The sequence below is a fragment of the Streptomyces sp. NPDC058646 genome (assembly GCF_042716875.1).
Classification (GTDB): domain Bacteria; phylum Actinomycetota; class Actinomycetes; order Streptomycetales; family Streptomycetaceae; genus Streptomyces.
This window is the reverse complement of sequence record NZ_JBHXRK010000034.1, coordinates 1-24,027: the sequence shown is the minus strand read 5'-3', so window position 1 is coordinate 24,027 and position 24,027 is coordinate 1. Positions and strand designations below refer to the sequence as shown.

The window sequence follows — 24,027 nt, the reverse complement described above, 5'->3', positions numbered from 1 at the left end:
CGTCTGCTTTCAGCTCTTTGCGCCGGAATACCGAAGTTGTCCATAAGGTGGGGCGACCAGTGGTATACGCGGTCCGCCGAGTGCGGGAACACCCGGCGGGACCGCGGCGCCCCGCCCCAAAACCCGTACGGTGTGCGGCGGTTCGTGCCGATCAGGCCTCTCCGTCGGCCTTCCGTGCGTGCAGCTGCCGTGCCACCTCGGCGATCGATCCCGACAGCGAGGGGTACACGGTGAACGCGTTTGCGATCTGCTCGACCGTCAGATTGTTGTCGACCGCGATCGAGATGGGGTGGATGAGCTCGCTCGCGCGGGGGGACACGACCACGCCGCCGACGACGATGCCGGTGCCGGGACGGCAGAACAGCTTCACGAAGCCGTCCCGGATGCCCTGCATCTTGGCGCGCGCGTTGCGCAGCAGCGGGAGCTTCACCACACGGGCGTCGATCTTGCCGGAGTCCACGTCGGCCTGGGTGTAGCCGACGGTGGCGATCTCCGGGTCGGTGAAGACGTTCGACGACACCGTCTTGAGGTTCAGCGGCGCCACCGCGTCGCCGAGGAAGTGGTACATCGCGATGCGGCCCTGCATCGCCGCGACCGACGCGAGGGCGAAGACGCCCGTGACGTCACCGGCCGCGTACACACCGGGCGAGGAGGTGCGGGAGACCTTGTCGGTCCAGATGTGGCCGGACTCCTTCAGCCGGACCCCGGACTCCTCCAGGTTCATGTTCGCCGTGTTGGGGATCGCGCCGACCGCCATCAGGCAGTGCGTGCCGGAGATGACCCGGCCGTCGGCGAGGGTCACCTCCACCCGGTCGCCGACCCGCTTCGCGGACTCGGCGCGGGCCCGCGAGATCACGTTCATGCCGCGGCGGCGGAACACGTCCTCCAGGACGGCGGCCGCGTCGGGGTCCTCACCCGGCAGCACCCGGTCGCGGGAGGACACCAGGGTCACCCGGGAGCCGAGGGCCTGGTACGCGCCGGCGAACTCGGCGCCGGTCACACCGGAGCCGACCACGATGAGCTCCTCCGGGAGCTCCTCCAGGTCGTAGACCTGCGTCCAGTTCAGGATGCGCTCGCCGTCGGGCATCGCGTCGGGGATCTCGCGCGGGTGTCCGCCGGTCGCGATCAGCACCGCATCGGCCGTCAGGATCTGCTCGGAGCCGTCGGCAGCCGTGACGATCACGTCCCGGGTGCCGTCGATCCCCTGCGGGCCGCCCAGCTTGCCGCGGCCGCGCACCACACGGGCGCCGGCCCGGGTGACGGAGGCGGTGATGTCGTGCGACTGGGCGAGCGCGAGGCGCTTGACGCGCCGGTTCACCTTGCCGAGGTCCACGCCGACGACGCGCGCGGCCTGCTCGATGTGCGGGGTGTCGTCCGCGACGACGATGCCGAGCTCTTCGTAGGACGAGTCGAAGGTGGTCATCACCTCGGCGGTCGCGATAAGAGTCTTGGAGGGTACGCAGTCGGTCAGGACCGAGGCCCCGCCCAGACCGTCGCAGTCCACGACGGTCACCTCCGCGCCGAGCTGGGCCCCTACCAGGGCCGCCTCGTACCCGCCGGGTCCGCCGCCGATGATCACGATCCGGGTCACGAAAAGTCCGCCTCACGTCTACCCGGCCGGCTGCCGCCCCGGCCGGGGGTCCGGGGGGTCTCCCCGGGGGATGCATTCCGTGCCCCATTGTCCCGCACGCTCCAAGGTGCTTCGCGCCTGGTCCCTCCATCCGGGCACGCGGCCACGGCCACCCCTCCCGTACCCTCGACCTCATGTCGCTCTACGCCGCGTACGCCGGCAACCTCGACCCGCGGCTGATGACGCGCCGCGCACCCCATTCGCCGCTGCGCGGCACGGGCTGGATCAACGACTGGCGGCTGACCTTCGGCGGCGAGCAGATGGGCTGGGAGGGCGCGCTCGCCACGATCGTCGAAGCCCCCCGCCACCAGGTCTTCGTCGCCCTCTACGACATCGCGCCGCTGGACGAGGACTCGATGGACCGCTGGGAGGGCGTCGGGCTCGACATCTACCGCCGCATGCGGGTGCGCGTCCACACCCTGGACGGCGAGGAGGCGGCCTGGGTGTACGTCCTGAACGGATACGAGGGCGGGCTGCCCTCGGCGCGCTACCTGGGCGAGATCGCCGACGCCGCGGAATCCGCCGGCGCCCCGCACGACTACGTGATGGAACTGCGCAAGCGCCCCTGCTGACCCCGCCGGGCCTCCGCCGGGCCGGGCCGCCGCCGTGCCGGGCCGTGCGGGCCCCGCCCCCGGCAGCTCCGCCGCAGGCCCCGTAACGCCCGTCGGGGACGATTCGGCGGAAACGACAAGGCAACGATCCGAACACCGTGAGCTGTGCCATCTACGCGCGTAGGGATCCAGCGGTTACGCTCGTCCGCGTGAACGCATCTGTTACCGATCCCCACGCTGCCGCAGACGCCGCCGCCGCGCGTCTGCGTGAGCTCACCGGCGCCGAGACCCACGACGTGGCCCTCGTCATGGGCTCCGGCTGGGCCCCCGCCGCCGAGGCGCTGGGCGCCCCCGAGGCCGAGTTCCCCGTCACCGAGCTGCCCGGCTTCCCGCCCCCCGCCGTCGAGGGCCACGGCGGCAAGGTCCGCTCGTACAAGATCGGCGACAAGCGCGCGCTGCTCTTCCTCGGCCGGACCCACTACTACGAGGGCCGCGGCGTCGCCGCCGTCGCCCACGGCGTGCGCACCGCCGTCGCGGCCGGCTGCAAGACCGTCGTGCTGACCAACGGCTGCGGCGGTCTGCGCGAGGGCATGCAGCCCGGCCAGCCCGTCCTGATCAGCGACCACATCAACCTCACGGCCACCTCGCCGATCATCGGCGCGAACTTCGTGGACCTCACCGACCTGTACTCGCCGCGCCTGCGCGCGATGTGCAAGGAGATCGACGAGACCCTCGAAGAGGGCGTCTACGTGCAGTTCCCCGGCCCGCACTACGAGACCCCGGCCGAGATCAACATGATCCGCGTGATGGGCGCCGACCTGGTCGGCATGTCCACCGTGCTGGAGGCCATCGCCGCCCGCGAGGCCGGCGCCGAGGTGCTGGGCATCTCCCTGGTCACCAACCTGGCGGCGGGCATCTCCGGCGAGCCGCTCAACCACGAAGAGGTGCTCCAGGCCGGCCGTGACTCGGCCGCGCGCATGGGCAAGCTGCTGACCCAGGTCCTCGCCCGCATCTGAGGCACGGGGCCCGTACGAGAGGTAAGGCGGAAGTAGTGCAGGAACAGGACGACCTGATCACCCGGGCGCAGGCCTGGCTGGCGGAGGACCCGGACCCGGAGACCGCGGCGGAACTCGCGAAGCTCATCGAGGCGGGCGACACCGCCGAGCTCGCGGACCGCTTCTCGGGCACGCTCCAGTTCGGCACCGCCGGGCTGCGCGGCGAGATCGGCGCGGGCCCGATGCGGATGAACCGCTCCGTGGTCATCCGTGCCGCGGCGGGCCTCGCGGCCTACCTGAAGGCCCAGGGCCACGCCGGCGGCCTGGTCGTCGTCGGCTACGACGCGCGCTACAAGTCGGCCGACTTCGCCCGCGACACCGCGGCCGTGATGACCGGTGCCGGGCTGCGTGCGGCCGTCCTGCCCCGTCCGCTGCCGACGCCCGTCCTCGCGTACGCCATAAGGCACCTCGGTGCCGTCGCCGGCGTCGAGGTGACCGCGAGCCACAACCCTCCCCGGGACAACGGCTACAAGGTCTACCTCGGCGACGGCTCGCAGATCGTCTCCCCCGCGGACACCGGGATCGCGGCGGAGATCGCCCGTGTGGAGACCCTCGCCTCGGTCCCGCGTCCGGAGTCCGGCTGGGAAGACCTCGGCGACGAGGTCCTGGAGGCCTACCTGGCCCGTACGGACGCCGTCCTGACCCCCGGGTCCCCCCGGGGCGTACGGACCGTCTACACGGCCATGCACGGCGTCGGCAAGGACGTCGTCATGGCGGCCTTCGCCCGGCACGGCTTCCCGGAGCCGGTGCTGGTCGCCGAGCAGGCCGAGCCGGACCCGGCCTTCCCCACGGTGGCCTTCCCCAACCCGGAGGAGCCGGGTGCGATGGACCTGTCCTTCGCGAAGGCCGTCGAGGTGAACCCGGACATCGTGATCGCCAACGACCCGGACGCGGACCGCTGCGCGGTGGCCGTCCCGGACGGCACCGCCGCGACCGGCTGGCGGATGCTGCGCGGCGACGAGGTCGGCGCGCTGCTGGCGGCCCACCTGGTGCGCAAGGGGGCGCAGGGCGTCTTCGCCGAGTCCATCGTCTCCTCCAGCCTCCTGGGCCGGATCGCGGAGGCGGCGGGCGTGGGCTACGAGGAGACCCTGACGGGCTTCAAGTGGATCGCCCGCGTGGAGGGCCTGCGCTACGGCTACGAGGAGGCGCTCGGCTACTGCGTGGACCCCGAGGGCGTCCGCGACAAGGACGGCGTCACCGCCGCCCTGCTGGTGGCGGAGCTGGCCTCGGAGCTGAAGGAGCAGGGCCGCACCCTGACCGACCTGCTGGACGACCTGGCGACGGCCCACGGCCTGCACGCCACCGACCAGCTGTCGGTCCGCGTCTCGGACCTGTCGGTCATCGCCTCGGCGATGGCGGCGCTGCGCGCGCAGCCCCCGGTCTCGCTGGCCGGCCTGCGGGTGGTCTCGGCCGAGGACCTGAACCGGGGCACGCGGACCCTGCCGCCCACGGACGGCCTGCGCTACTACCTGGACGGCGCCTACAAGGCCCGGGTGATCGTCCGCCCGTCCGGCACGGAGCCGAAGCTGAAGTGCTACCTGGAGGTCGTGGTCCCGGTGGCCGGGGCCGGCGACCTCGCCCCGGCCCGCACCCGCGGCCAGGAGATCCTGGACGCGATCAAGAAGGACCTGGCCGCCGCGGCGGGCATCTAGCCCGCCCCACCAGTCCGACGGCCCCCCGAGCCCCGTCCGGCCCGGGGGGCCGTCGCCGTCCGCAGCCGCTGCGCACCGAGGGCCCCGCCCTCTGGACGTTCGCCCCCACGTCACGACGATGCCCCGCCGTACCGGAGTCTGTGGTGAGCGTCTGCCCGGTCCTGTCCCGCAGGAGCCACCTGGCGGTTGCCCACCTCTGCACCCGCGACGGCCGCAGTACCCAGACCACGAGCCCAGCGGGGCCGATGGCCGGTCAGGAGTTGATGAGCCGGCTGTCGAATCCGGAGTGCAGAAGCCGCTCGTAGGCGTCGTGGACATCCTCGGGTACGTCTTGCTCGATGGCGAAGCCGAGCTTCGGGTACTCGATGCCTCGCCGCGTGGGAGGCGGGCCGCGGTGGTCGGGCTGTTGCCCCCGCTGAGCACGACCACGGGGAAGGGGCCGGAGCGGTAGAGGTCCGCCGAGGCGGTGGCGACTCCCAGGTCGTGGCTGCCGAGGCCGATGGCCGCAGAGCAGGGGCGTACCTCGTGGCCCATCTGGTGACAGCGCCAGATCAGGACGGCGTCGTTCCACTGCTCATCACCCACCTCCGCCCACCTGACGGAGGAATCGAGTGGACCACCGCGGCCTCCAACATCTCCCGCGCGGGCGGTGCCCGGTGAGCACCGCCCAGATCGGGGAGCTGGTCGAGGACGGCCCCGGCGGCGGCCGGTGGATCTACACCGACCGTCGCGTCCGGCTGGGCCGCTGGTACTGGGTCGTCCATCGCTGATGGCCCGCTCCTCGGTCCGTCACCCGGCCCGCGGACGGGGGCGGGTGGGCAGCCGCCGACCAGTCCCCGACCCGTCGAGGAGGAGATGGCGGGCCCGCGCCACGCGACGGCATACGGCCTCACGCCCTCGGCGACGGGCTGGGGCTCGGCCTGACGATCTCGCCCAGCGTCGGGACCGACTCCGGCCGGGAGCGCACGGCGGCCGTGCACTCCCAGGCCCGCGGCGGATCCGCGTCCGGCCCGCCCAGGACCACCGGGCCGGGCCCCGCCGACACCGCTTCGCTGCCCGCCAGGGTGCACACGATCTGCGAGAGCGCCACCGGCGGCAGGTCCTCCGGCTTGCGGCTCAGCCGCACCGTGCCCGCCGGGTCGCCCGGCCTCGGCTCGCCCGCCGTCAGCCCCGAGGGCACCCCGGTGGTGAAACCGGCGTCCCGCTCCTCCGCCGAGGGCGTCCGCTCCAGCGCCTCCAGCAGTGCCTGCGCGACGAGCGCCACGGGATCCCGTACGACCCGCTTCTCGGGTACCGGGACCACCCGGTCCACGCCGACCAGCTGCGATCCGCAGATCAGTTCCAGCGTGGCCCGGAAGCCCTGCACCGGAGTCTGCCCGCCCGACTGCGCCGGGGTGTCGCAGGACACCCGGGACGGCGCCGGGCCCACGTCCACGGGGACCGTCGTCGCCCGGATGCCGCAGCCCGGCAGGACGCCCAAGGCGACCAGCACGACCAGGGCCGGCGCCACCGTCCGGACCTTACGCGTCCTCGTCACCCGCGATCACCTTCCCCACGTCCATCGGGAGCCGCAGCGTGAACAGGGCCCCGCCCTCCGCGCCGTTGGCGGCGGTGATGTCACCGCCGTGGATGTGCGCGTTCTCCATGGCGATCGACAGGCCCAGCCCGCTGCCGTCCGACTTCGGCCGGGAGGCGCTCGCCTTGTAGAACCGGTCGAAGACGTGCGGCAGGACCTCCTGCGGGATGCCCGGACCGTTGTCCTGGACCGCGATGACCAGCCACTCCTCCTCCACGACCACGGAGACCCGCACCGGCGAACCGCCGTGCTTGAGGGCGTTGCCGATCAGGTTGGCCAGGATGACGTCGAGACGGCGCGGGTCGAGGCGCGCCACGATGCCGCGGTCGGCGTCGAGTTCGACCGCGTCCAGCCAGGCCCGCGCGTCGATGCAGGCCGTGACCTGGTCGGCGACGTCCACGTCGTCGAGCACCAGCCGGGCGGTGCCCGCGTCGAAGCGGGTGACCTCCATCAGGTTCTCCACGAGGTCGTTGAGCCGCCGGGTCTCGCTGACCACCAGCGCCACCGCCGGTGCGATCATCGGGTCGACGTCGTCGACCTCTTCCTCCAGCACCTCGGCGACGGCCGTCAACGCGGTCAGCGGGGTGCGCAGTTCGTGGGACATGTCCGCGACGAAACGCCGGCTCGACTCCTCCCGCGCGCTCATGTCGGCGACCTTCTTCTCCAGCGCCTCGGCCGTCTTGTTGAAGGTGTGCGACAGGTCGGCGAGTTCGTCGGTCCCCGACACGTCCAGCCGGTGGTCCAGCTCCCCCTCGCCGAGCCGCCGCGCCGCGTCACCCAGCCGCTGCACGGGCTTGAGGACGGTACGGGCCGCGGCCTGCGCCAGCAGGGCCGAACCGAGCAGCGCCAGGCCCGTCGCGATGGTCAGCGACCAGCCGAGCGCGTTCAGGTCGTCCCGCTCCTGCGCGAGGGACTTGTACATGTAGCCGGTCGGCCCTCCGCCCACGATCCGCGTTCCGCCGACCAGGTACGGATTGCCGCGCGGCTTCGTCCGCTGCCAGTACATGTGGTACTCGGCGTCGTTGGCCGTGGTCGACTTCTGCTCGTCGTCGACCGCGTTCTGGAGGGACTTCGGTACGTCGGCCAGCCGGAAGGAATCGGGGCCCGCCGCGCCGAACACCTGCTGGCCCTTGTCCTCGTGCACCAGCAGCACGCTGTACCCGGGGCTGCTGCCCGCCATCAGCTCGGCGGTGCGCTGCAGCTCCTCCGGGGTCGGGTCGACGGGCAGCGCGGCCGCCCGGTTCTGCATCTCCTGCCGGAAGTCGCCGAGGGCCGCCTCCTGGACCCGGGTGAGGACCGCCTCCCGGTTGAGCCAGTACGCGATCCCGGAGGCCGAGACCGCGGCCGTCAGCGCGACCAGCGCGAACACGATGAGGAGCCGCAGCCGCAGGCTGGTCCAGCGCCGGCCGGCGAGCAGCGCGGGGATCACTGCGGGGAGTCCAGGCGGTAGCCGACACCGCGGACGGTACGGATCAGGGTGGGTGAGGACGGCACGTCCTCGACCTTGGCACGCAGTCGCTGCACGCAGGCGTCGACGAGCCGGGAGTCGCCGAGGTAGTCGTGCTCCCAGACGAGCCGCAGCAACTGCTGCCGGGAGAGCGCCTGGCCGGGCCGCCGGCTCAGTTCCAGCAGCAGCCGCAGTTCCGTCGGGGTGAGCTGGAGGTCCTCGCCGTTCTTCGTCACCGTCATCGCGGCCCGGTCGATGACGAGGGACCCGAAGCTCGCGGAGTCGCTGGACTCGCGCTCGCCGCGGCGCAGCACGGCCCGGATCCGGGCGTCGAGCACCCGGCCCTGGACGGGCTTGACCACGTAGTCGTCGGCACCGGACTCCAGTCCGACCACCACGTCGATGTCGTCGCTGCGCGCGGTGAGCAGGATGATCGGCAGCTGGTCGGTGCGGCGGATCCGCCGGCACACCTCGAAACCGTCGATCCCCGGCAGCATCACGTCCAGCACGATGAGATCCGGCCGCTGCTCGCGCAGCAGTTTCAGGCCGTCCTCGCCCGTCGCCGCGGTGGCCACTCGGTGGCCCTGGCGAGACAGGGAGAGTTCGAGGGCCGTGCGGATGGCGTCGTCGTCCTCGATCAGCAACAGGAAGGGCACGGGCTCATTCTGTCCCATCCCCGCTCGGGACTTCGACCTTCGCGCGGCGGAGATCCGGACACGGCCGCTGTGACAGGCCTGTGACAGTCGGCGGACACCCCGGTTATGTCAGGTGGGCAGGCTTCTACCAACGCACGACGGACCGAAGCAGACTCCACGACGGGGGGCGCGAGATGAACACGCTGCACAGCACCACGACCGGCGCGGTTGTCACGCGGCTGCACGATGTGAACCGCCGGGCGGGTGTCCGTACGGTGACGGTCGCCCGTCCGCGGCCGGTGCACGTCGTAGCCATTGACGCGAACCAGTACCAGGCGGTTCCCGCACAGCCCGCCCCGTCCTCCACGTCCGAGGCGGAGTTCACGGCGTACGTGCAGGAGCGCCGGGCCGCGCTCTACGCGACGGCCTTCCACCTCACCGGGGACCGGCACGAGGCCGAGGACCTGCTGCAGAGCGCGCTGTTCTCGACGTACCGGGCGTGGGACCGCATCACCGACAAGGCGGCCGTCGGCGGCTACCTGCGGCGCACCATGACGAACCTGCACATCAGCGCGTGGCGCCGGCGCAAGCTCAACGAGTACCCGACGGAGGAGCTGCCGGAGACGGCCTCCGACACCGACGCGATGCGCGGCACGGAGCTCCGGGCGGTGCTGTGGCAGGCACTGGCCCGCATCCCGGAGCCGCAGCGCACGATGCTGGTGCTCCGGTACTACGAGGGCCGCACGGACCCGGAGATCGCGGAGATCCTGGGCATCAGCGTCGGCACGGTGAAGTCGAGCATCTGGCGCTCGCTGCGCCGCCTGCGCGACGACGAGGCGCTGAGCTTCGGCAACGACGAGGCGGAGTCCTTCGAGGAGCTCGTCGCGTAGCCGCGCGAGGCGGCACACCGAGAACCATCGGGCCGGGGGGCCCGTCCTACGGGGGTGGGACGGGGGCCGCGGGGGGAAGAGGCGGGATCAAGCGGTCGGGGGTCCGCGTGATCCCGCCTTTTCGCGTCCGCGGGCACATCCGGGCCGACCCGAACCCAGCGCCACCGCCCCGCGGGGCACGGGGACCCGGGCCGCACCCGGCCCCGCCGGCGTTTGAGGCGCGGGGTCCGGGGCGGAGCCCCGGCGGCGCCCGGCCCGGGCAGGCGGAGCCCCGTCCGCGTCCAGCCCCGGCGGCAGCCGTCAGGCGCGGGCGGCGGTGCGGTGACGGCCCGCCGCGGCGGCGGCCAGCCGCCCGAGGGCTTCGTCGCGGGCGCAGGCGTACGCGCCCAGCCCGACGTGCCGGGCCACGATGCCCCGCTCGGCCCGCATCAGGCGCCAGCCCCTGCGCAGCAGGAACGGAACGGACTTGCGCCCCTCGCGCAGATCACGGGCCAGCCGCCGGCGGAAGGTCGTGGCGGGCCGCCCCCGCAGGCAGATCGCGTCGGCCAGCAGCCCCAGCTCCTGACACCGCGCCGCGATGTCGGCGGCGAAGATGCCCTCGGCGATGAACAGCGGGGTCCGCGGCGACCGCGCGATGTCCAGGGTCTCGGTCCCGGCCCGCGACGACGTGGCGATGTCGTACACCGGCACCTCCGTCCGGCCCGTCGCGCACAGTTGTGCGATCGCGGCGACCGCCGCGTCCGCGTCCCAGGACCGCGGGGAGTCCCAGTCGATGTCGCGGCTGCCCGCCACCAGCGGGAGGGTGGGGTCGTCGCCCTCCTTGTAGAAGTCGTCGAGGCGCAGCACGGGCAGCCCCGAACGGGCGGCCAGGGAGGACTTGCCGGAGCCCGACGGACCGGTCAGCAGGACGACGCGGGTCGGTGAAGGAGAGGAGGAGCTCACGGGACACCAGTCTGAACCATTCCCCCGGGTAGGGGATCCTCCAGGTGGCCGGTTGGTATCCAGGATCACACCTCAACTACGCTGCGTGCGCACGCGACTACGACCACAGGCGAGGATCCTCATGGCACGTCACGCAGCTCCTTCCGGACCGAACCGGCTCCGCGCCGCAGGACTGAGCGTCTCGATGGCCGGCGCGGCCCTGGCGATGGCCGCGGGCGGGGCGCAGGCGAGTGAACTCGACGTCCCGGCGGCGCTGGCCGGCGTCGCGAACCCGATCGCGAACCTGAAGGTGAACCCGCTCGCGAACACGGGCGTGGACCCGCTGGACAACGGGGTGGCCACCCAGATCGCGGACCTCCCCGCCGTCGGTACGGGCATGGTCACCGGCAGCCTGACGCGCGGCTCCTCGGTGGGCGAGCTGCCCACCGCCGCCGTGTCCTCGCTGCTCGGTCCGGTGCTCCCGCAGAAGTAGGTACGGGAAGGCCCCGGCAGCACGGGGGACGCTGCCGGGGCCGGTTCGTGGGAGGGGTCGGCTCAGTACGAGGACCCGCCCGCGCCCAGCGAGCCCGTGGGGTGCCAGACGGTCTTGGTCTCCAGGAACGCCGTCATGCGGTGCGTGCCCGGGTCGGCGCTCCAGTCGTCCACAGGCTGTGGACGCAGGACGCGCTTGAGGTTGTCGGCCGCCGCGATCTCCAGCTCCTTGGCCAGCGCCGCATCGGCCCCGGCCAGGTCGATCGCGTTGACGTCCTGGTGGGACGCGAGGTGCGGGCCCATCTCGCCGGCCTTGCCGGACAGGATGTTGACGACGCCGCCGGGCAGGTCGGAGGTGGCGAGCACCTCACCCAGGGAGAGCGCCGGGAGCGGGGACTTCTCCGAGGCGATCACGACGACGGTGTTGCCCGTCGCGATCACCGGGGCGACCACGGACACCAGCCCCAGGAACGACGAGTCCTGCGGGGCCACCACGGTGACCACACCGGTCGGCTCCGGGGTGGAGAGGTTGAAGAACGGGCCGGCGACCGGGTTGGCGCCGCCCACGATCTGGCCGATCTTGTCGGTCCAGCCCGCGTACCAGACCCAGCGGTCGATCGCCGCGTCGACGACGGCGGCGGCCTTGGACTTGGACAGTCCCTCGGCCTCGCCGACCTCGCGGACGAACTGGTCGCGGCGGCCCTCCAGCATCTCGGCGATGCGGTAGAGGATCTGGCCGCGGTTGTACGCGGTCGCGCCCGACCAGCCACCGAAGGCCTTGCGTGCCGCGACGACCGCGTCACGGGCGTCCTTGCGGGAGGACAGCGGGGCGTTGGCCAGCCACTTGCCCTTGGAGTCGCTCACCTCGTACACCCGGCCGCTCTCGGAACGCGGGAACTTCCCGCCCACGTACAGCTTGTAGGTCTTGAAGACGCTCAGCCGCGTCACAGAAGACTCAGACATCGAGGTAGCCCTCCAGGCCGTGGCGGCCGCCCTCGCGGCCGAAGCCCGACTCCTTGTAGCCGCCGAAGGGCGAGGTCGGGTCGAACTTGTTGAACGTGTTGGCCCAGACGACACCCGCGCGGAGCTTGTTCGCGACCGCGAGGATGCGCGAGCCCTTCTCCGTCCAGATGCCCGCGGACAGGCCGTACTGGCTGTTGTTGGCCTTCGCGACGGCCTCGTCGGGCGTGCGGAAGGTCAGCACGGAGAGCACCGGGCCGAAGATCTCGTCGCGGGCGACGGTGTGCGCCTGGGTGACGTTGGTGAACAGCGTCGGGGCGAACCAGTAGCCGGCGGACGGCAGCTCGCACGCCGGGGACCAGCGCTCGGCGCCCTCGGCCTCGCCGGTCTCCGCGAGCGCGGTGATCCGGGCGAGCTGCTCGGCGGAGTTGATCGCACCGATGTCGGTGTTCTTGTCGAGCGGGTCGCCGAGGCGCAGCGTCGACAGGCGGCGCTTGAGGCTGTCCAGCAGCTCGTCGTGGATCGACTCCTGGACCAGCAGGCGCGAGCCCGCGCAGCAGACCTGGCCCTGGTTGAAGAAGATGCCGGTGACGATGCCCTCGACGGCCTGGTCGATGGGGGCGTCGTCGAAGACGATGTTGGCGCCCTTGCCGCCCAGTTCCAGGGTGACCTTCTTGTCGGTGCCGGCGACGTGGCGGGCGATCTTCTTGCCCACGGCCGTGGAGCCGGTGAAGGCGACCTTGTTCACGTCCGGGTGCTCGACGAGGGCCGCGCCCGCGTCCCCGTAGCCGGGGAGGATGTTGACGACGCCCTTGGGGAGACCCGCCTGACGGCAGATGTCGGCGAAGAAGAGCGCGGTCAGCGGGGTGGTCTCGGCGGGCTTCAGGACGACCGTGTTGCCGGTGGCGAGCGCCGGGGCGATCTTCCACGCCAGCATGAGGAGGGGGAAGTTCCAGGGGATGACCTGGCCCGCCACGCCGAGCGGGCGCGGGTTCGCGCCGTAGCCCGCGTGGTCGAGCTTGTCGGCCCAGCCCGCGTAGTAGAAGAAGTGCGCGGCGACCAGCGGGAGGTCCGCGTCGCGGGTCTCCTTGATCGGCTTGCCGTTGTCCAGGGTCTCCAGGACGGCCAGCTCGCGGCTGCGCTCCTGGATGATCCGGGCGATGCGGAAGAGGTACTTGGCGCGCTCGGACCCGGGCAGCGCGGACCACTTCTCGAAGGCCTTGCGGGCGGCCTTGACGGCGCGGTCCACGTCGGCGGCGCCCGCCTGGGCGACCTCCGACAGGACCTCCTCGCTGCTGGGCGAGACGGTCTTGAAGACCTTGCCGTCGGCGGCGTCGGTGAACTCGCCGTCGATGAAGAGCCCGTAGGAGGGGGCGATGTCGACGACCGAGCGGGACTCGGGAGCCGGTGCGTACTCGAAGAGGGATGCCATGGTGATCAGTCCACCGTCACGTAGTCGGGACCGGAGTAACGGCCGGTGCTCAGCTTCTGGCGCTGCATCAGCAGGTCGTTGAGCAGGCTGGAGGCGCCGAAGCGGAACCAGTGGTTGCTCAGCCAGTCCTCGCCCACGGTCTCGTTGACCAGGACCAGGAACTTGATCGCGTCCTTGGTGGTCCGGATGCCGCCGGCCGGCTTCACGCCGATCTGGACACCAGTCTGCTCCTTGAAGTCGCGGACGGCTTCGAGCATGAGCAGGGTGTTGGCGGGGGTGGCGTTGACGCCCACCTTGCCGGTGGAGGTCTTGATGAAGTCGGCGCCCGCGAGCATGCCGATCCAGGAGGCGCGGCGGATGTTGTCGTAGGTCGACAGTTCGCCGGTCTCGAAGATGACCTTGAGGCGGGCCGCGGAGCCGTCGGGACGGACGCAGGCCTCCTTGATGGCCTTGATCAGCTCGTACGTCTCCAGGTAGCGGCCGGCGAGGAAGGCGCCACGGTCGATGACCATGTCGATCTCGTCGGCGCCCGCGGCGACGGCGTCGGCCGTGTCCGCGAGCTTGACGGGCAGCGCCGCCCGGCCGGCCGGGAAGGCCGTGGCGACGGACGCCACCTTCACGTCGGCGCCGTTCAGCGCCGCCTTGGCGGTGGCCACCATGTCGGGGTAGACGCAGACGGCGGCCGTCATCGGCGTCGTCCGGTCGGTCGGATCGGGATGGACGGCCTTAGCGGAGAGCGCCCGGACCTTGCCCGGGGTGTCCGCGCCTTCCAGCGTCGTCAGGTCGATCATGGAGATGGCCAGATCGATGGCGTACGCCTTGGCCGTCGTCTTGATCGAACGGGTGCCGAGAGCGGCCGCGCGGGCCTCCAGGCCGACGGCGTCGACGCCGGGCAGCCCGTGCAGGAAGCGGCGCAGCGCGCTGTCGGACGTCGTCACGTCAGCGAATGCGGTGAGGGTGGTGGGCATGGTCACCAGATGAGCATATCTACGCGCGTAGCGACCTGTCACCCCCTCCCCCGGATCCGCGATGGAATCGACACCTCCACTCCCTGCTACGCGACCATGACAGGAAGCGCATCCTCCGCGCACACAAGATCATTGAATTCGTCCTCAGCAGCCCGCCAGAAACTCACCCGGACGAAAACCCGACAGAGACAACGCGGCATGCGGCTCTCCTTCCCCTTTCCTCACCCGCTCCAAGGAGTCGTTATGCGTACCGCCGCCCGTACCTCCCTCCTCGGCGTCGCCCTGGCCGGAGCGCTCCTCGCGCCCGCCGCGGGCGCCGCGTACGCCGCCGCGCCGCAGGCCGCCGCGGCCGCGTCCGTCTCTGAGAACCACCGCTGGTCCGGCACCCCGGTCTTCATCGACCACGGCGTGGTCGCGGTCCTGCGCCACACGTCCGAGGGCCCCCGGGCGAAGATCCACGCCGTCGGCAGGGACTGGGAGGCGGGCGACCCCTTCGCCGCCGCCCCCCTGGCGGTGCTGGACGACCGCCACCGCTCCGCCTCGGTCGCGGGGCTCCGGCTCGCGCTCGTCGGAGGCGGGGAGAGCCGCGTCGAGACCCTCACCGTGACCAAGGACGGCACGACCCGGTCCTACCCGCTCCCCAAGGGCCAGGGATCCGAGTGCAGGAGCGAGCAGGTCCAGCTGTCCCTCGGCGCGGGCGTCGAGGCCCGGGCGTGGACCTCCCCGAAGGGACCCGAGGTCGAGCTGTTCACGGCCGGCACCGACAAGGCCTGGGGCACGCTGACCCGGACCCGCCCCAGCCTGACCGCGGACGCGGGGATCGTCGTCCGCATCCTGAACCCGAGTTCCGCCGAGCCCGTCCTCGAGTGGAAGGTCCAGGGCGGCGAGATGCCGTTCGGCCACGCCGGTTTCCCGAAGATGCCCAAGTCCTGCACCCCGGACTACCCCTTCCAGAAGCCGACCCAGAAGCCGGTCCAGAAGCCGGTCCAGAAGCCGCAGCCGGAGACCGAGCCCTCCGCGAAGCCCACCGTCGCGCCCAGCCCCACGCCGAGCACCACCCCGGCCGCCACCAAGCCGCAGACCACCGGCCAGACCTCCGTCGTCCCCAAGGGCGGGGTCGCCGCCGGCGCCGAGACCGCCGGCGAGGACACCCGCGACTCCACCACCGCCCTCGCCGGCACCGGCCTCGCCGCGATCCTCGCCGGACTCGGAGCCTTCGCCGTCCTCCGCGGCCGCCGCGCCGCCCAACGCTGACGGACCCCGCCCCACCCCCTCCCTTGGGCGGGCCACCTCCACGGTGGCCCGCCGCACCCGTTCCCGGAGCACCCCATGGCCCCCCGCGTACGCCTCCTCCTCGCCGCCGCCCTCCTCCCGGCCGCCCTCGCCGGGTGCGCCGCCCCCGCCACCCCCGCCACCTCCGCCACCCCCGTCACCTCCGCGGCGCCGGACGGGATGGCGGCCACCGGGGCGGCGGGCGCCGCGCCGCCCGAGATCACTCCCGCCGCCGTCCCCGCCCCGCCCCCGACGGCCGCCCCGCTCCCCGCCTCCGAGCCCGTCCGGGTACGGATCCCCGCGGCCGGTGTGGACGCCTCCCCCGTGCCGGCGCTGGGCCTGGCCGCCGACGGCACCGTCGAGGTGCCCTCCGTCGCCGACGCGGAGAAGATCGGCTGGTACACCAAGGGCGTCACCCCGGGCGAGACCGGTCCCGCCGTGCTGATCGGCCACTTCGACACCGCGCGGGGCCCGGCCGTGCTCAAGGACGTCTCGCGGGTCCGTCCCGGCGACGAGATCACGGTCTCGCGGGCCGACGGCGGCACGGCGGTCTTCCGGATCCGGGAGCTGGAACAGGTCGACAAGAAGCGGTTCCCCACCGACAAGGTGTACGGGGACACCGCCCGCCCGGAGCTGCGCGTCATCACCTGCGGCGGCCGGATCACGGACGGCCACCGGCCCGACAACGTCATCCTGTACGCCGATCTCGTGGGCTGATATGCCCAGGCGGCACCGTGGGGCAGAATCGACCGCATGAGCAGCCAGCAGCAGCAGCCGACCGGCGAGCCGGTCTACGACGACCGCGTCTACCGCTCCTCCATGGGCGTGGTCTCGGGGGTACTGCTGCTCGCGCTGCTCGCCTGGCTGTGCGGGGACGGCGTGCTGCGCGGCTCGGGCGACACCCCGTGGATCTCGCTGGCGGCGGCCCTGTGCCTGGTCCCCCTGATCGTGGCGTACACGATCCGCCCGGCCGTCTTCGCCAATGACGACCGGATGCGCGTCCGCAACCCCTTCCGGATCATCGAGCTGCCGTGGGGCGCCGTGGACGCCGTGCGCTCCGGGTACTCCGTGGAGGCGCTGGCCGAGGGGTCGAAGTACCAGCTCTGGGCGGTCCCCGTGTCCCTGCGGGAGCGCAAGAAGGTCAACCGCCAGCAGTTGAAGGGCCTCGGGCGCGCGGGCGGCCGGGGTGCGGACGCCCCGGAGGCGAAGCCGGCCGGTGCGCCGGCGGAGCCCCAGCGGGCCACCGCGGACCGGATCGCGGAGGAGCTGCAGGCGCTGGCCGAGCGCGGGGCCTCGCGCCCCGGCGCGCAGGGCGGCGTGCGCGTGCGCTGGTCGTTCGAGGTGATCGCGCCCGCCGTGGTCGGCGCCGTGCTGCTGACCGTGCTCCTCGCGACGGGCTGACCCGCCCGGCCCGGCCGTACCGTGCGTGCGGGTGCTCCCCGCCACACCCCCCGTCCGCGCGGAACCAGGGCTACCGCCCGGCGCGTCCTCGCAGGTGTGCAGCGTCTTGAGGCCGGCGGCAGTGCCGCCACCGCCATCCCCCTGAGGCTCCGGCTCCTCGCCGGGGCCCTGCTGGCCGCCCATCTCCTCGTCGTCGGCTGGCTGACCCTGCGGCCCTTGGACGTGCCCTGGGCCGCGGCGGCCAATCTGACCCCGCTGGAGGGGATCAGGGCCGACCTGGCGTACGGGCCGCTGGAGGCGGCCCGGCGGATCGGGGAGGGACTGGCGCTGCTCGCCCCGCTCGGGGTGCTCCTGCCGCTGGTCGGCGGGCGGCTCGCGCCCTCGCCGCTGACGGCCTGGTCCTCGCTGGTGCGCACCGCCGCCGCGGGCCTGCTGATCTCGCTGAGCATCGAGATGCTCCAGAGCGCGGTCCCGGGCCGGGTCGTCGACGTGGACTCGGTCCTGCTGAACACGGCCGGGATGGTGTGCGCGCACGTGGCCGTCGTGCCGGCCCTGCGGGCCCGCCTGCGGCGTTCACAGCCGGTTTATCAGGGGCACACCCCGAGGATTTCCAGGGTCGGGCTCGGCCCGTGGACCGACGTCCTGTCAGCGGTCCAGCGGGAGTATTGAGACATCGCAAGAAAGCGATCCCGACGAAGGAGAAACCATGAGCGCCCTTGCCCGCCCCCGTGACGGACGATGGATCGGCGGAGTCTGCGCCGCCCTGGCGCGCCGCTTCGGAATGTCCGCGAACACGATGCGCGTCATATTCGTCGTCTCGTGCCTGCTGCCCGGCCCGCAGTTCCTGGTCTACCTGGCGCTGTGGCTGCTCCTGCCGAACGAGAAGTCCGCCTCCGCCGCCTGGTAGACCGGGAGGGCACCCGGTGCGCCGGGGCCGCGCGCTCAGCCGGCCCGCTGCACCTTCTCGATCTGCTTGTCGGCCACTTCCTGCGGCACCGGTGCCTTCTGCTGGGCCGCCGCCACGTTGAGGGCCATCAGCCGCACGACGGTGTCGCCCTCCCGTACGACGACCACGTGCACGGGGGCCGAGACACCCGCGCCGGTCGCGGTCGTGGTCCAGCTGACGGTCTCGTCGCCCTTCGTCCCGTAGACGGCGGTCCGCACGTCGCGGTAGGCGGCGGTCTGCTTCCCGACGGTCGCCGAGTAGCCGGTGCCGCACGCGGCGACGGCCTCCTCGAGGCGGGCGATCAGCGCCTTGGCGTCGCTCTCGGCGTAGGAGGCGACGGTGGCGGAGACGGCGAGTCCGACGTGCTTCTGGGAGCCGATGCCGCGGTCGACGGTCGCCTTCGCTGCCGGGTCCGGCTTGTCGCCCATGATGTCGGCCAGGGGCTGGCAGGCCTTCCGGTCCGCCTGCGGCTGGCCGCTGGGGGCGCTGGGGTTCTTGCCCTGTGCGGAGACCTGGTAGCCGGCCAGGTCTCCCTGTTCCAGCGCGGACCGCTCCAGCCTGCTGCCGCCGGCCTTCGGCGCGGCGGCTCCGGGGGGCGCAGGCGGGTTTCCGGGCGCGCCGGGGGAGGCCTCCGCGGAATTCTCGGGGGCCGGGGTCCTGCCCGGCGGGGCGCTGGCGGGGGTGTCCGTACCGCTGCAGCCCGCGGCCGCGAACAGCAGGGCGGGGACCAGCGCGACCCAAGTCGCTCGTGCCTTCATGCGCATGACCGAAACCTCATACCCAGTGCGTCGGCGGGCAGTTGGTGGTGATCGTGGCACACGGCGCGGCGGGACACACACCTCCTCGAAGGGGCGTGCGCCCGCCGCGCGCGCGTTCGGATCGCGGCAGCGTCAGCCGCCGAGGCCGTTCAGACCACCGGTGATCGGGTTCAGCAGGCCGGTGACCTGGGAGGTGGGGTCGCTCGACTGCTGGCCCCCCTCGGCGCCCATGTGCTGCTGGCTGGTGAGGCCCTGGACCGCGCCGGTGGCGGTGCCCAGCGCGTCGGCCAGTCCGACGGCCGGAACGGCGGCCGAGGCGGTACCGGCGGCGGCGACGGCGAAGGCGGCACCGAGAACGGCGGCACCGAGGGTCTTGGCAGCTGACTGCTTCATGAAAACGTGTCCTTGCGACGGGGAATTGAGCGGCTCCGCAAACTAGTCACTTCAAACCCCGGCCCGCAAACATCCTTAAATATGAGAAAGCGCCCGGGAATCGCTCCTCCCGGGCGCTCTCATTCGGTCACGCCATGGCCTAAGCCGAGACGGAACCGCTGGTGGAAGCCGTCTGCTGGAAAAGCCACTCCGACTTCAGCTCCGCATAACCTGGCTTGATCACTTCATTGATCATGGCCAGTCGTTCATCGAAAGGAATGAACGCGGACTTCATCGCATTGACGGTGAACCACTGCATGTCGTCGAGCGAGTAGCCGAAGGTGTCGACCAGGTGCTCGAACTCGCGGCTCATGCTGGTACCGCTCATCAGCCGGTTGTCGGTGTTGACCGTGAGCCTGAAGTGCAGCTTCCGCAGCAGACCGATCGGGTGCTCGGCGTACGAGGCGGCCGCGGCCGTCTGCAGGTTCGAGGTCGGGCACATCTCCAGGGGGATGCGCTTGTCCCGGACGTACGAGGCCAGGCGGCCCAGCTTCACGGAACCGTCGGCGGCGACCTCGATGTCGTCGATGATCTTCACGCCGTGACCCAGGCGGTCGGCGCCGCACCACTGCAGGGCCTGCCAGATCGACGGCAGGCCGAAGGCCTCGCCCGCGTGGATCGTGAAGTGGTTGTTCTCGCGCTTGAGGTACTCGAAGGCGTCGAGGTGGCGGGTGGGGGGGAACCCGGCCTCGGCACCGGCGATGTCGAAGCCGACCACGCCGTTGTCGCGGTACCGGTTGGCCAGCTCCGCGATCTCCAGGGCGCGCGCGGCGTGGCGCATCGCGGTCAGCAGGGCGCCGACGCGGATGCGGTGGCCGTTGGCCTTCGCGCGGCGCTCGCCCTCGCGGAAGCCGTCGTTCACGGCCTCGACGACCTCTTCGAGGGTCAGGCCCGCTTCGAGGTGCTGCTCGGGCGCGTAGCGGATCTCGGCGTACACGACGCCGTCCTCGGCCAGGTCCTCGGCGCACTCGGCGGCGACCCGGAAGAGGGCCGCCTTCGTCTGCATGACCGCGCAGGTGTGCGCGAAGGTTTCCAGGTAGCGCGGCAGGGAGCCGGAGTCGGCGGCTTCCCGGAACCAGATGCCGAGCTTGTCGGCGTCGGTCTCGGGGAGGTTCTCGTAGCCGGCCTCGCGGGCCAGCTCGATGATGGTGCCGGGGCGCAGGCCGCCGTCGAGGTGATCGTGCAGCAGCACCTTCGGGGCGCGGCGGATCTGATCCGGGGTCGGCAGGTTAGGGGTCTCGCTCGTCATCTGCGCACTCTAACTCCTACGCGCGTAGAGCTGGGTGCTCGCAGCGGCCCTGGTTATGTAACAGTGACCGCGCGGACGGATGGCGTACACGTCCGCGTCTGAGACTGTTCCGCCATGGCACAGCATGCGCCGCCGGCGCGCGGGGCCCGCCTGGGGCGGGCGGCCGGCGCGAACGGGTCGGGCTCGACAGTCAGTGGTGTGGTCCTCCTGCTCCCCGGGGCGTCCAGGTTCCCGCCCGGCCCGGTGCGTCCGCTCGCGCGGGCCCTGGCCCGGGCGGGCGGGGCACAGGGGCTCGTCGCGCACGCCGTCGTGCACGGCGGGGACGCCCCCCGGGAGGAGCAGGCGGCCTGGGCGGTGGCCGAGACGGTACGCCGGTACGGCGACGTGCCGGTCTGTCTGGCCGGGTACGGCGCGGGGGGCCGGGCCGCGCTGCGGGCGGCCGGCGCCGACGCCGTCAACTCGGTGGTGGCGCTGGCCCCTTCCTTAGCGGGGGCGGACCGCGACGGGGCGCCTGAACCGGTGAAACAGCTGTCGGGCCGGCGGGTCCTGATCGTGCACGGCACGAACGACTCCCGCAGCGACCCCGAGGAATCCTTCCGGCTGGCGGCCCGGGCCAAGAAGGCGAACCGCTCGACGTGCCGCTTCGAGGTGCATTCGGACGGCCACGGGCTGCGGGAGCACCAGGCGGAAGTGGTGGCCCTGGCGGTGGACTTCGTCCTCGGCTCGGTGCTCTCGGAGCCGTACTCGCGGCCGGTCACCGACGCCCTGGCGGCTCCGCCGCCGCTGGGCCTGCGCATGCCGCTGGCCTCCGGTTTCGGGCGGGCGCTGCGGCGGTGACGGGCCGCGCCCGGGGCCCCGCGCGTAGAGTGAAAGGACCAGGACTCGGGCGCTCCCCCACGGAGGCGATGACCATGGCTGGCCTGTTGTCCAAGAACTTCGACCAGGCGGACGAGACCCGGCCGTTCGGCGGTGGCAAGGGCCGGCTCGACCTGCTGGAGACGGACGGCGGTTCCGTCGGACGCGGCATCTTCGAGCCGGGATGGAAGTGGTCGGAGCACATCAAGCCGATCGCCGGTACGGACAGCTGCGAGTCCGCCCACACGGGATACGTGGTGAGCGGCCGCATGAAGGTCGTCATGGACGACGGGGACAGTTTGGAGATCGGCCCCGGCGACTTCGTCCAGATCGCCCCCGGGCACGACGCCTGGGTACTGGGCGACGAACAGTGCGTCCTGCTCGACTGGACCGGTTACGACACCTACGCGAAGCCGGTCTCCGGCTGACGCGTGCGCCGTCCCGCCGGTCCCTGCCCCAGCAGGCCGGCGGCCCGGTCCAGGGTGCCGGCCAGGGAACCGGGCGTCGGGCCGGTCGCGAGGACGTACGCGTGGTGCAGCCCGCCCGTCGGGGCGGACCGGACCGTGGCGTCCGGCGGCACCGCCAGCTGGACCCGGACCACGCCCGGCACCGCCCGGGCCGCGGCGAGCCGGGGCCGGACCCCGTCGAGGCGGCGGCCGGGCGGGAAGTCCACGTACCGCAGTCCGGCGTGCGCGGCGCGCGGGATCCGCTCCGGGGCGGGCAGGCCGAGACCGGCGGCGAGGGCCAGGGCGAGCACGTCGGTGCCGTGGGCGAGCCGCAGCAGCCGCACGACCTCCTCGCCGCCGGGGCGGGCGTGCGCCCCGACGAGGCGCGGGCCGTGCGCGGTGAGGACGACCCCGGTGTGGGAGGGACCGTCGCGGTGGCCGGCGAGGCCGAGGACACCGCGGACGAGGGCGCGTACGGCCTCGGCGGTCCGGGTGTCCAGCACCACGGGGAGGTCGTGGCCGGTGGTGGTGAGGCCGGGGCCCGTCAGCCGGCGGGCCCAGCCGAGGATGCGGTGGCGGCCGGCCTGGGAGAGGGCCTCCACGGTGAGTTCGGGGCCTTCGAGCAGTTCCTCCACGAGGAGGTCGGTGACCTCCGGGTAACGGCCGACTGCGCGCCGCGCCCCGGCGGCGTCGCGGACCAGGCACACCCCCTCGCCGCCGGCGCCCGCGCGCGGCTTGACGACGCACGGGTAGCCGATGAGGGCGGTGAGGAACGGGATGAGCGAGGCACGGCCGCAGCGGACGAAGGAGACGGGCCGGCCGGGGTGCAGGGTGTTGGAGCGGGCCCGCAGCGCGGCCTTGTCCATGAGGGCGGTGACGGCGGCGGTGGGCGTGCCGGGCAGCCCCAGCTCCTCGTTGGCGCGGGCGGCGGACAGGGCCGCGGCGGCGCTGAAGCCGAAGACGGCGGCGTGGCCGGCGCGGACCTCCGCCAGCCGGCCGAGCGCCTCGACCAGGCGGCGGTGGTCGCGCCAGTCGGCCCGTACCCGCCGCTCCGCCCCCTCACGGTCGGTCGGCACGGGTGGACCCGGCGCGACCACCACGGTGTGCGCACCCGCACGGCGGGCGGCCGCCGGCACGGCGGGGTGCGGGCTCAGCAGAACGGCCGCGGGCCCCCGCCCCGGTCCGGCTGTCCTGCTCCCCATACCGCGCTCCCCCCTCACGCCGTGCTGCCACTGTGCCCTTTCGGCATATGCGGATACCGTCCGGGCAGGCATCGTCTTGCCGCCTTGCGGGAACACGAGGGGTTTATAAACAGACACAGGCCGGGACGAATACGCATATGCCAGCCGATCAAGCCGAGGAACTGAGTCCGGCGGCCCGACGCCTGTACGCGTACGCCGTCGAACGGCACGCCTTCGACACCGCCGAGGCCACGAAGGCCCTGGGCGTGCGCGCGGCCGCAGCCGTCACCGAGCTGGCCGCCGTCCACCTGCTGCAGCGGGCCCCGGGCGGTGGGCCGGACCAGTGGAGCGCGGTGGCGCCCCGGGCGGCCGCCGCCCGGGCGCTCGCCCCGCTGGCCCTGCTGGCACGGGAGACCCACGAGGAGATGGACCGGCTGCGGGGGCGGCTGGAGGCGCTGGTGCCCGCGTACGAGGCGGGGACCGCCCACCGGGACCTGAGCGGCTCGGGACGCCTGGAGCTGGTCACCGACCTGGGGGCGGTACGGGGTCTGATCGCCGAGCTGGTCGCGTCCTGCGGGGACGAGCTGCTGACCTCGCAGCCGGGCGGGGGCCGGCCGCTGGAGACGCTGGAGGAGTCGATCGGGCGGGACGAGACGCTGCTGGCACGCGGGGTCCGGATGCGGACGATCTACCAGCACACGGCCCGGTACTCGCGGCCCACGGCGGCGTACGTGGAGCGGGTGACGGCGCTGGGGGCGCAGGTGCGGACGCTGGGCGACGGGCTGATGCGGATGCTGATCTTCGACCAGCACACGGGGCTCATGGAGGTGCCGGACCGCAGCGGGGCGGCGCTGGTGGTGCGGGAGCCGAACGTCGTGCACTTCATGACGTCGGCCTTCGAGCGGTCCTGGCTGGGGGCGGAGCCCTTTCCGACGACGGTGAGTCCGGAGGCGGCCCGGTCGATCTCGGACGAACTGCGGCAGACGATCGTCCTGCTGCTCTCCGAGGGGCTGGAGGACAAGGTGATCGCACGGCGGCTCGGCATGTCGGAGCGGACCTGCCAGCGCCACATCGCGGAGATCATGCGGGCGGTGGGCGCGAAGTCCCGCTTCCAGGCGGGGTACTTGCTGTCCACCCAGCCCGCACCCCCGGCAACGGGTCCTGCGGACGCACCCTAGGCCCTGTCGTGGGTATGGGGCGGACGGGGCGGCGCCGCGACGGCGGAGACCACCCCGGGGACCCCCACTGAGAGGTGGAGGCGGCCCCGCGGCGCGGGCA

At 72.9% G+C, this 24,027-nt stretch carries 25 protein-coding genes and 1 pseudogene; 13 read left to right on the top strand and 13 right to left on the bottom strand.

The annotated features are described in order from the left end of the window. Positions 1–151: 151 nt before the first annotated feature. Positions 152–1,591, bottom strand: a complete 1,440-nt coding sequence (locus ACFWUZ_RS31350; protein WP_384380433.1) for an NAD(P)H-quinone dehydrogenase — start codon at positions 1,589–1,591, stop codon at positions 152–154. Positions 1,592–1,764: 173 nt separating this feature from the next. Between ACFWUZ_RS31350 and ACFWUZ_RS31345 the strand changes: the two genes are divergently transcribed. The 3 genes from ACFWUZ_RS31345 to ACFWUZ_RS31335 all read left to right on the top strand — a co-directional run bounded on the left by ACFWUZ_RS31345 (position 1,765) and on the right by ACFWUZ_RS31335 (position 4,888). Continuing rightward, the gene (locus ACFWUZ_RS31345) at positions 1,765–2,202 is read left to right on the top strand and encodes a gamma-glutamylcyclotransferase (RefSeq protein WP_069921661.1); all 438 of its coding nucleotides are present in this window, start codon (positions 1,765–1,767) and stop codon (positions 2,200–2,202) included. A 188-nt stretch (positions 2,203–2,390) separates the two neighbouring features. Beyond that, positions 2,391–3,197, top strand: coding sequence for a purine-nucleoside phosphorylase (locus tag ACFWUZ_RS31340; protein WP_384380428.1), 807 nt, complete (start codon positions 2,391–2,393; stop codon positions 3,195–3,197). 35 nt (positions 3,198–3,232) lie between these two features. Then, positions 3,233–4,888 carry a phospho-sugar mutase gene (locus ACFWUZ_RS31335; RefSeq protein WP_384380425.1) on the top strand — a complete coding sequence of 552 codons (1,656 nt, stop codon included), beginning with the start codon at positions 3,233–3,235 and terminating at the stop codon, positions 4,886–4,888. Positions 4,889–5,141: 253 nt separating this feature from the next. Here ACFWUZ_RS31335 and ACFWUZ_RS31330 read toward each other — a convergent pair. The 4 genes and pseudogenes from ACFWUZ_RS31330 to afsQ1 form a co-directional block, all read right to left on the bottom strand. Then, positions 5,142–5,473, bottom strand: a pseudogene (locus tag ACFWUZ_RS31330) (hypothetical protein). 304 nt (positions 5,474–5,777) lie between these two features. Further along, positions 5,778–6,425 carry a hypothetical protein gene (locus ACFWUZ_RS31325; protein ID WP_384380423.1) on the bottom strand — a complete coding sequence of 216 codons (648 nt, stop codon included), beginning with the start codon at positions 6,423–6,425 and terminating at the stop codon, positions 5,778–5,780. Continuing rightward, positions 6,409–7,893 (bottom strand): ATP-binding protein, encoded by a 1,485-nt coding sequence (locus ACFWUZ_RS31320; RefSeq protein WP_384380420.1) that lies wholly within the window; start codon positions 7,891–7,893, stop codon positions 6,409–6,411. The genes ACFWUZ_RS31325 and ACFWUZ_RS31320 overlap by 17 nt, the downstream gene beginning before the upstream one ends. Further along, entirely contained in the window at positions 7,890–8,567 is a 678-nt protein-coding gene (afsQ1, locus tag ACFWUZ_RS31315; RefSeq protein ID WP_063754818.1) for a two-component system response regulator AfsQ1, read from the bottom strand. The genes ACFWUZ_RS31320 and afsQ1 overlap by 4 nt, the downstream gene beginning before the upstream one ends. 173 nt (positions 8,568–8,740) lie before the next feature. On the opposite strand from afsQ1, the gene ACFWUZ_RS31310 reads away from it, so the two are divergent. Continuing rightward, on the top strand, positions 8,741–9,436 hold the full coding sequence (locus ACFWUZ_RS31310) for a SigE family RNA polymerase sigma factor (protein ID WP_384380417.1): 696 nt from the start codon (positions 8,741–8,743) through the stop codon (positions 9,434–9,436). 300 nt (positions 9,437–9,736) lie between these two features. On the opposite strand, the gene ACFWUZ_RS31305 is transcribed toward ACFWUZ_RS31310, so the two are convergent. Further along, a complete protein-coding gene (locus tag ACFWUZ_RS31305) occupies positions 9,737–10,444 on the bottom strand; it encodes a uridine kinase (protein ID WP_384380548.1) in 708 nt (235 codons plus the stop codon). 55 nt (positions 10,445–10,499) lie between these two features. On the opposite strand from ACFWUZ_RS31305, the gene ACFWUZ_RS31300 reads away from it, so the two are divergent. Further along, entirely contained in the window at positions 10,500–10,850 is a 351-nt protein-coding gene (locus tag ACFWUZ_RS31300; RefSeq protein WP_384380414.1) for a hypothetical protein, read from the top strand. A 62-nt stretch (positions 10,851–10,912) separates the two neighbouring features. On the opposite strand, the gene ACFWUZ_RS31295 is transcribed toward ACFWUZ_RS31300, so the two are convergent. From ACFWUZ_RS31295 to deoC, 3 genes are read right to left on the bottom strand one after another with little or no spacing between them, the layout of a single operon-like run. Beyond that, positions 10,913–11,812 (bottom strand): aldehyde dehydrogenase family protein, encoded by a 900-nt coding sequence (locus ACFWUZ_RS31295; RefSeq protein ID WP_384380412.1) that lies wholly within the window; start codon positions 11,810–11,812, stop codon positions 10,913–10,915. Then, complete coding sequence (locus ACFWUZ_RS31290) at positions 11,805–13,241, bottom strand: aldehyde dehydrogenase family protein (protein ID WP_384380410.1); 1,437 nt, start codon at positions 13,239–13,241, stop codon at positions 11,805–11,807. The genes ACFWUZ_RS31295 and ACFWUZ_RS31290 overlap by 8 nt, the downstream gene beginning before the upstream one ends. A gap of 5 nt (positions 13,242–13,246) precedes the next feature. Further along, the gene (gene deoC / locus ACFWUZ_RS31285) at positions 13,247–14,209 is read right to left on the bottom strand and encodes a deoxyribose-phosphate aldolase (protein WP_384380545.1); all 963 of its coding nucleotides are present in this window, start codon (positions 14,207–14,209) and stop codon (positions 13,247–13,249) included. Positions 14,210–14,452: 243 nt separating this feature from the next. Here deoC and ACFWUZ_RS31280 point away from each other — a divergent pair, with 243 nt between their 5' ends. The 5 genes from ACFWUZ_RS31280 (at position 14,453) to ACFWUZ_RS31260 (ending at position 17,789) form a co-directional block, all read left to right on the top strand. Next, complete coding sequence (locus ACFWUZ_RS31280) at positions 14,453–15,463, top strand: hypothetical protein (RefSeq protein ID WP_384380406.1); 1,011 nt, start codon at positions 14,453–14,455, stop codon at positions 15,461–15,463. 75 nt (positions 15,464–15,538) lie between these two features. Further along, the gene (locus ACFWUZ_RS31275; RefSeq protein ID WP_384380403.1) at positions 15,539–16,198 is read left to right on the top strand and encodes a class F sortase; all 660 of its coding nucleotides are present in this window, start codon (positions 15,539–15,541) and stop codon (positions 16,196–16,198) included. A 36-nt stretch (positions 16,199–16,234) separates the two neighbouring features. Continuing rightward, a complete protein-coding gene (locus ACFWUZ_RS31270) occupies positions 16,235–16,882 on the top strand; it encodes a PH domain-containing protein (RefSeq protein WP_384380401.1) in 648 nt (215 codons plus the stop codon). Between the two features lie 96 nt (positions 16,883–16,978). Continuing rightward, the gene (locus ACFWUZ_RS31265; RefSeq protein ID WP_384380398.1) at positions 16,979–17,551 is read left to right on the top strand and encodes a VanZ family protein; all 573 of its coding nucleotides are present in this window, start codon (positions 16,979–16,981) and stop codon (positions 17,549–17,551) included. A gap of 37 nt (positions 17,552–17,588) precedes the next feature. After that, positions 17,589–17,789, top strand: coding sequence for a PspC domain-containing protein (locus tag ACFWUZ_RS31260; protein WP_384380395.1), 201 nt, complete (start codon positions 17,589–17,591; stop codon positions 17,787–17,789). Between the two features lie 35 nt (positions 17,790–17,824). Here ACFWUZ_RS31260 and ACFWUZ_RS31255 read toward each other — a convergent pair whose 3' ends face one another. From ACFWUZ_RS31255 to ACFWUZ_RS31245, 3 genes are all read right to left on the bottom strand, one after another. Further along, positions 17,825–18,586 (bottom strand): hypothetical protein, encoded by a 762-nt coding sequence (locus ACFWUZ_RS31255; protein WP_384380392.1) that lies wholly within the window; start codon positions 18,584–18,586, stop codon positions 17,825–17,827. A 132-nt stretch (positions 18,587–18,718) separates the two neighbouring features. Further along, entirely contained in the window at positions 18,719–18,979 is a 261-nt protein-coding gene (locus tag ACFWUZ_RS31250) for a hypothetical protein (protein ID WP_384380389.1), read from the bottom strand. A gap of 139 nt (positions 18,980–19,118) precedes the next feature. Further along, complete coding sequence (locus ACFWUZ_RS31245; protein WP_384380386.1) at positions 19,119–20,267, bottom strand: adenosine deaminase; 1,149 nt, start codon at positions 20,265–20,267, stop codon at positions 19,119–19,121. Between the two features lie 114 nt (positions 20,268–20,381). Here ACFWUZ_RS31245 and ACFWUZ_RS31240 point away from each other — a divergent pair, with 114 nt between their 5' ends. Both ACFWUZ_RS31240 and ACFWUZ_RS31235 read left to right on the top strand, forming a co-directional pair. Then, positions 20,382–21,104: a prolyl oligopeptidase family serine peptidase gene (locus ACFWUZ_RS31240; RefSeq protein ID WP_384380383.1), complete on the top strand. Its 723-nt coding sequence runs from the start codon at positions 20,382–20,384 to the stop codon at positions 21,102–21,104. Positions 21,105–21,178: 74 nt separating this feature from the next. After that, complete coding sequence (locus ACFWUZ_RS31235; protein WP_384380380.1) at positions 21,179–21,550, top strand: cupin domain-containing protein; 372 nt, start codon at positions 21,179–21,181, stop codon at positions 21,548–21,550. On the opposite strand, the gene ACFWUZ_RS31230 is transcribed toward ACFWUZ_RS31235, so the two are convergent. Then, positions 21,526–22,770: an ATP-grasp domain-containing protein gene (locus ACFWUZ_RS31230; protein ID WP_384380378.1), complete on the bottom strand. Its 1,245-nt coding sequence runs from the start codon at positions 22,768–22,770 to the stop codon at positions 21,526–21,528. The two genes, ACFWUZ_RS31235 and ACFWUZ_RS31230, sit on opposite strands and share 25 nt — an antisense overlap. A gap of 137 nt (positions 22,771–22,907) precedes the next feature. Between ACFWUZ_RS31230 and ACFWUZ_RS31225 the strand changes: the two genes are divergently transcribed. Continuing rightward, complete coding sequence (locus ACFWUZ_RS31225; protein ID WP_384380375.1) at positions 22,908–23,927, top strand: LuxR C-terminal-related transcriptional regulator; 1,020 nt, start codon at positions 22,908–22,910, stop codon at positions 23,925–23,927. Positions 23,928–24,027: the final 100 nt, after the last annotated feature.

Bases quoted from the DNA above. Each gene is read 5' to 3' on its own strand.
- ACFWUZ_RS31345 (WP_069921661.1), top strand. From the start codon at position 1,765: ATGTCGCTCTACGCCGCGTACGCCGGCAACCTCGACCCGCGGCTGATG.
- ACFWUZ_RS31310 (WP_384380417.1), top strand. From the start codon at position 8,741: ATGAACACGCTGCACAGCACCACGACCGGCGCGGTTGTCACGCGGCTG.
- ACFWUZ_RS31300 (WP_384380414.1), top strand. From the start codon at position 10,500: ATGGCACGTCACGCAGCTCCTTCCGGACCGAACCGGCTCCGCGCCGCA.
- ACFWUZ_RS31295 (WP_384380412.1), bottom strand. From the start codon at position 11,812: ATGTCTGAGTCTTCTGTGACGCGGCTGAGCGTCTTCAAGACCTACAAG.
- ACFWUZ_RS31290 (WP_384380410.1), bottom strand. From the start codon at position 13,241: ATGGCATCCCTCTTCGAGTACGCACCGGCTCCCGAGTCCCGCTCGGTC.
- deoC (WP_384380545.1), bottom strand. From the start codon at position 14,209: ATGCCCACCACCCTCACCGCATTCGCTGACGTGACGACGTCCGACAGC.
- ACFWUZ_RS31280 (WP_384380406.1), top strand. From the start codon at position 14,453: ATGCGTACCGCCGCCCGTACCTCCCTCCTCGGCGTCGCCCTGGCCGGA.
- ACFWUZ_RS31275 (WP_384380403.1), top strand. From the start codon at position 15,539: ATGGCCCCCCGCGTACGCCTCCTCCTCGCCGCCGCCCTCCTCCCGGCC.
- ACFWUZ_RS31270 (WP_384380401.1), top strand. From the start codon at position 16,235: ATGAGCAGCCAGCAGCAGCAGCCGACCGGCGAGCCGGTCTACGACGAC.
- ACFWUZ_RS31260 (WP_384380395.1), top strand. From the start codon at position 17,589: ATGAGCGCCCTTGCCCGCCCCCGTGACGGACGATGGATCGGCGGAGTC.
- ACFWUZ_RS31255 (WP_384380392.1), bottom strand. From the start codon at position 18,586: ATGAAGGCACGAGCGACTTGGGTCGCGCTGGTCCCCGCCCTGCTGTTC.
- ACFWUZ_RS31250 (WP_384380389.1), bottom strand. From the start codon at position 18,979: ATGAAGCAGTCAGCTGCCAAGACCCTCGGTGCCGCCGTTCTCGGTGCC.
- ACFWUZ_RS31245 (WP_384380386.1), bottom strand. From the start codon at position 20,267: ATGACGAGCGAGACCCCTAACCTGCCGACCCCGGATCAGATCCGCCGC.
- ACFWUZ_RS31240 (WP_384380383.1), top strand. From the start codon at position 20,382: ATGGCACAGCATGCGCCGCCGGCGCGCGGGGCCCGCCTGGGGCGGGCG.
- ACFWUZ_RS31235 (WP_384380380.1), top strand. From the start codon at position 21,179: ATGGCTGGCCTGTTGTCCAAGAACTTCGACCAGGCGGACGAGACCCGG.
- ACFWUZ_RS31230 (WP_384380378.1), bottom strand. From the start codon at position 22,770: ATGGGGAGCAGGACAGCCGGACCGGGGCGGGGGCCCGCGGCCGTTCTG.
- ACFWUZ_RS31225 (WP_384380375.1), top strand. From the start codon at position 22,908: ATGCCAGCCGATCAAGCCGAGGAACTGAGTCCGGCGGCCCGACGCCTG.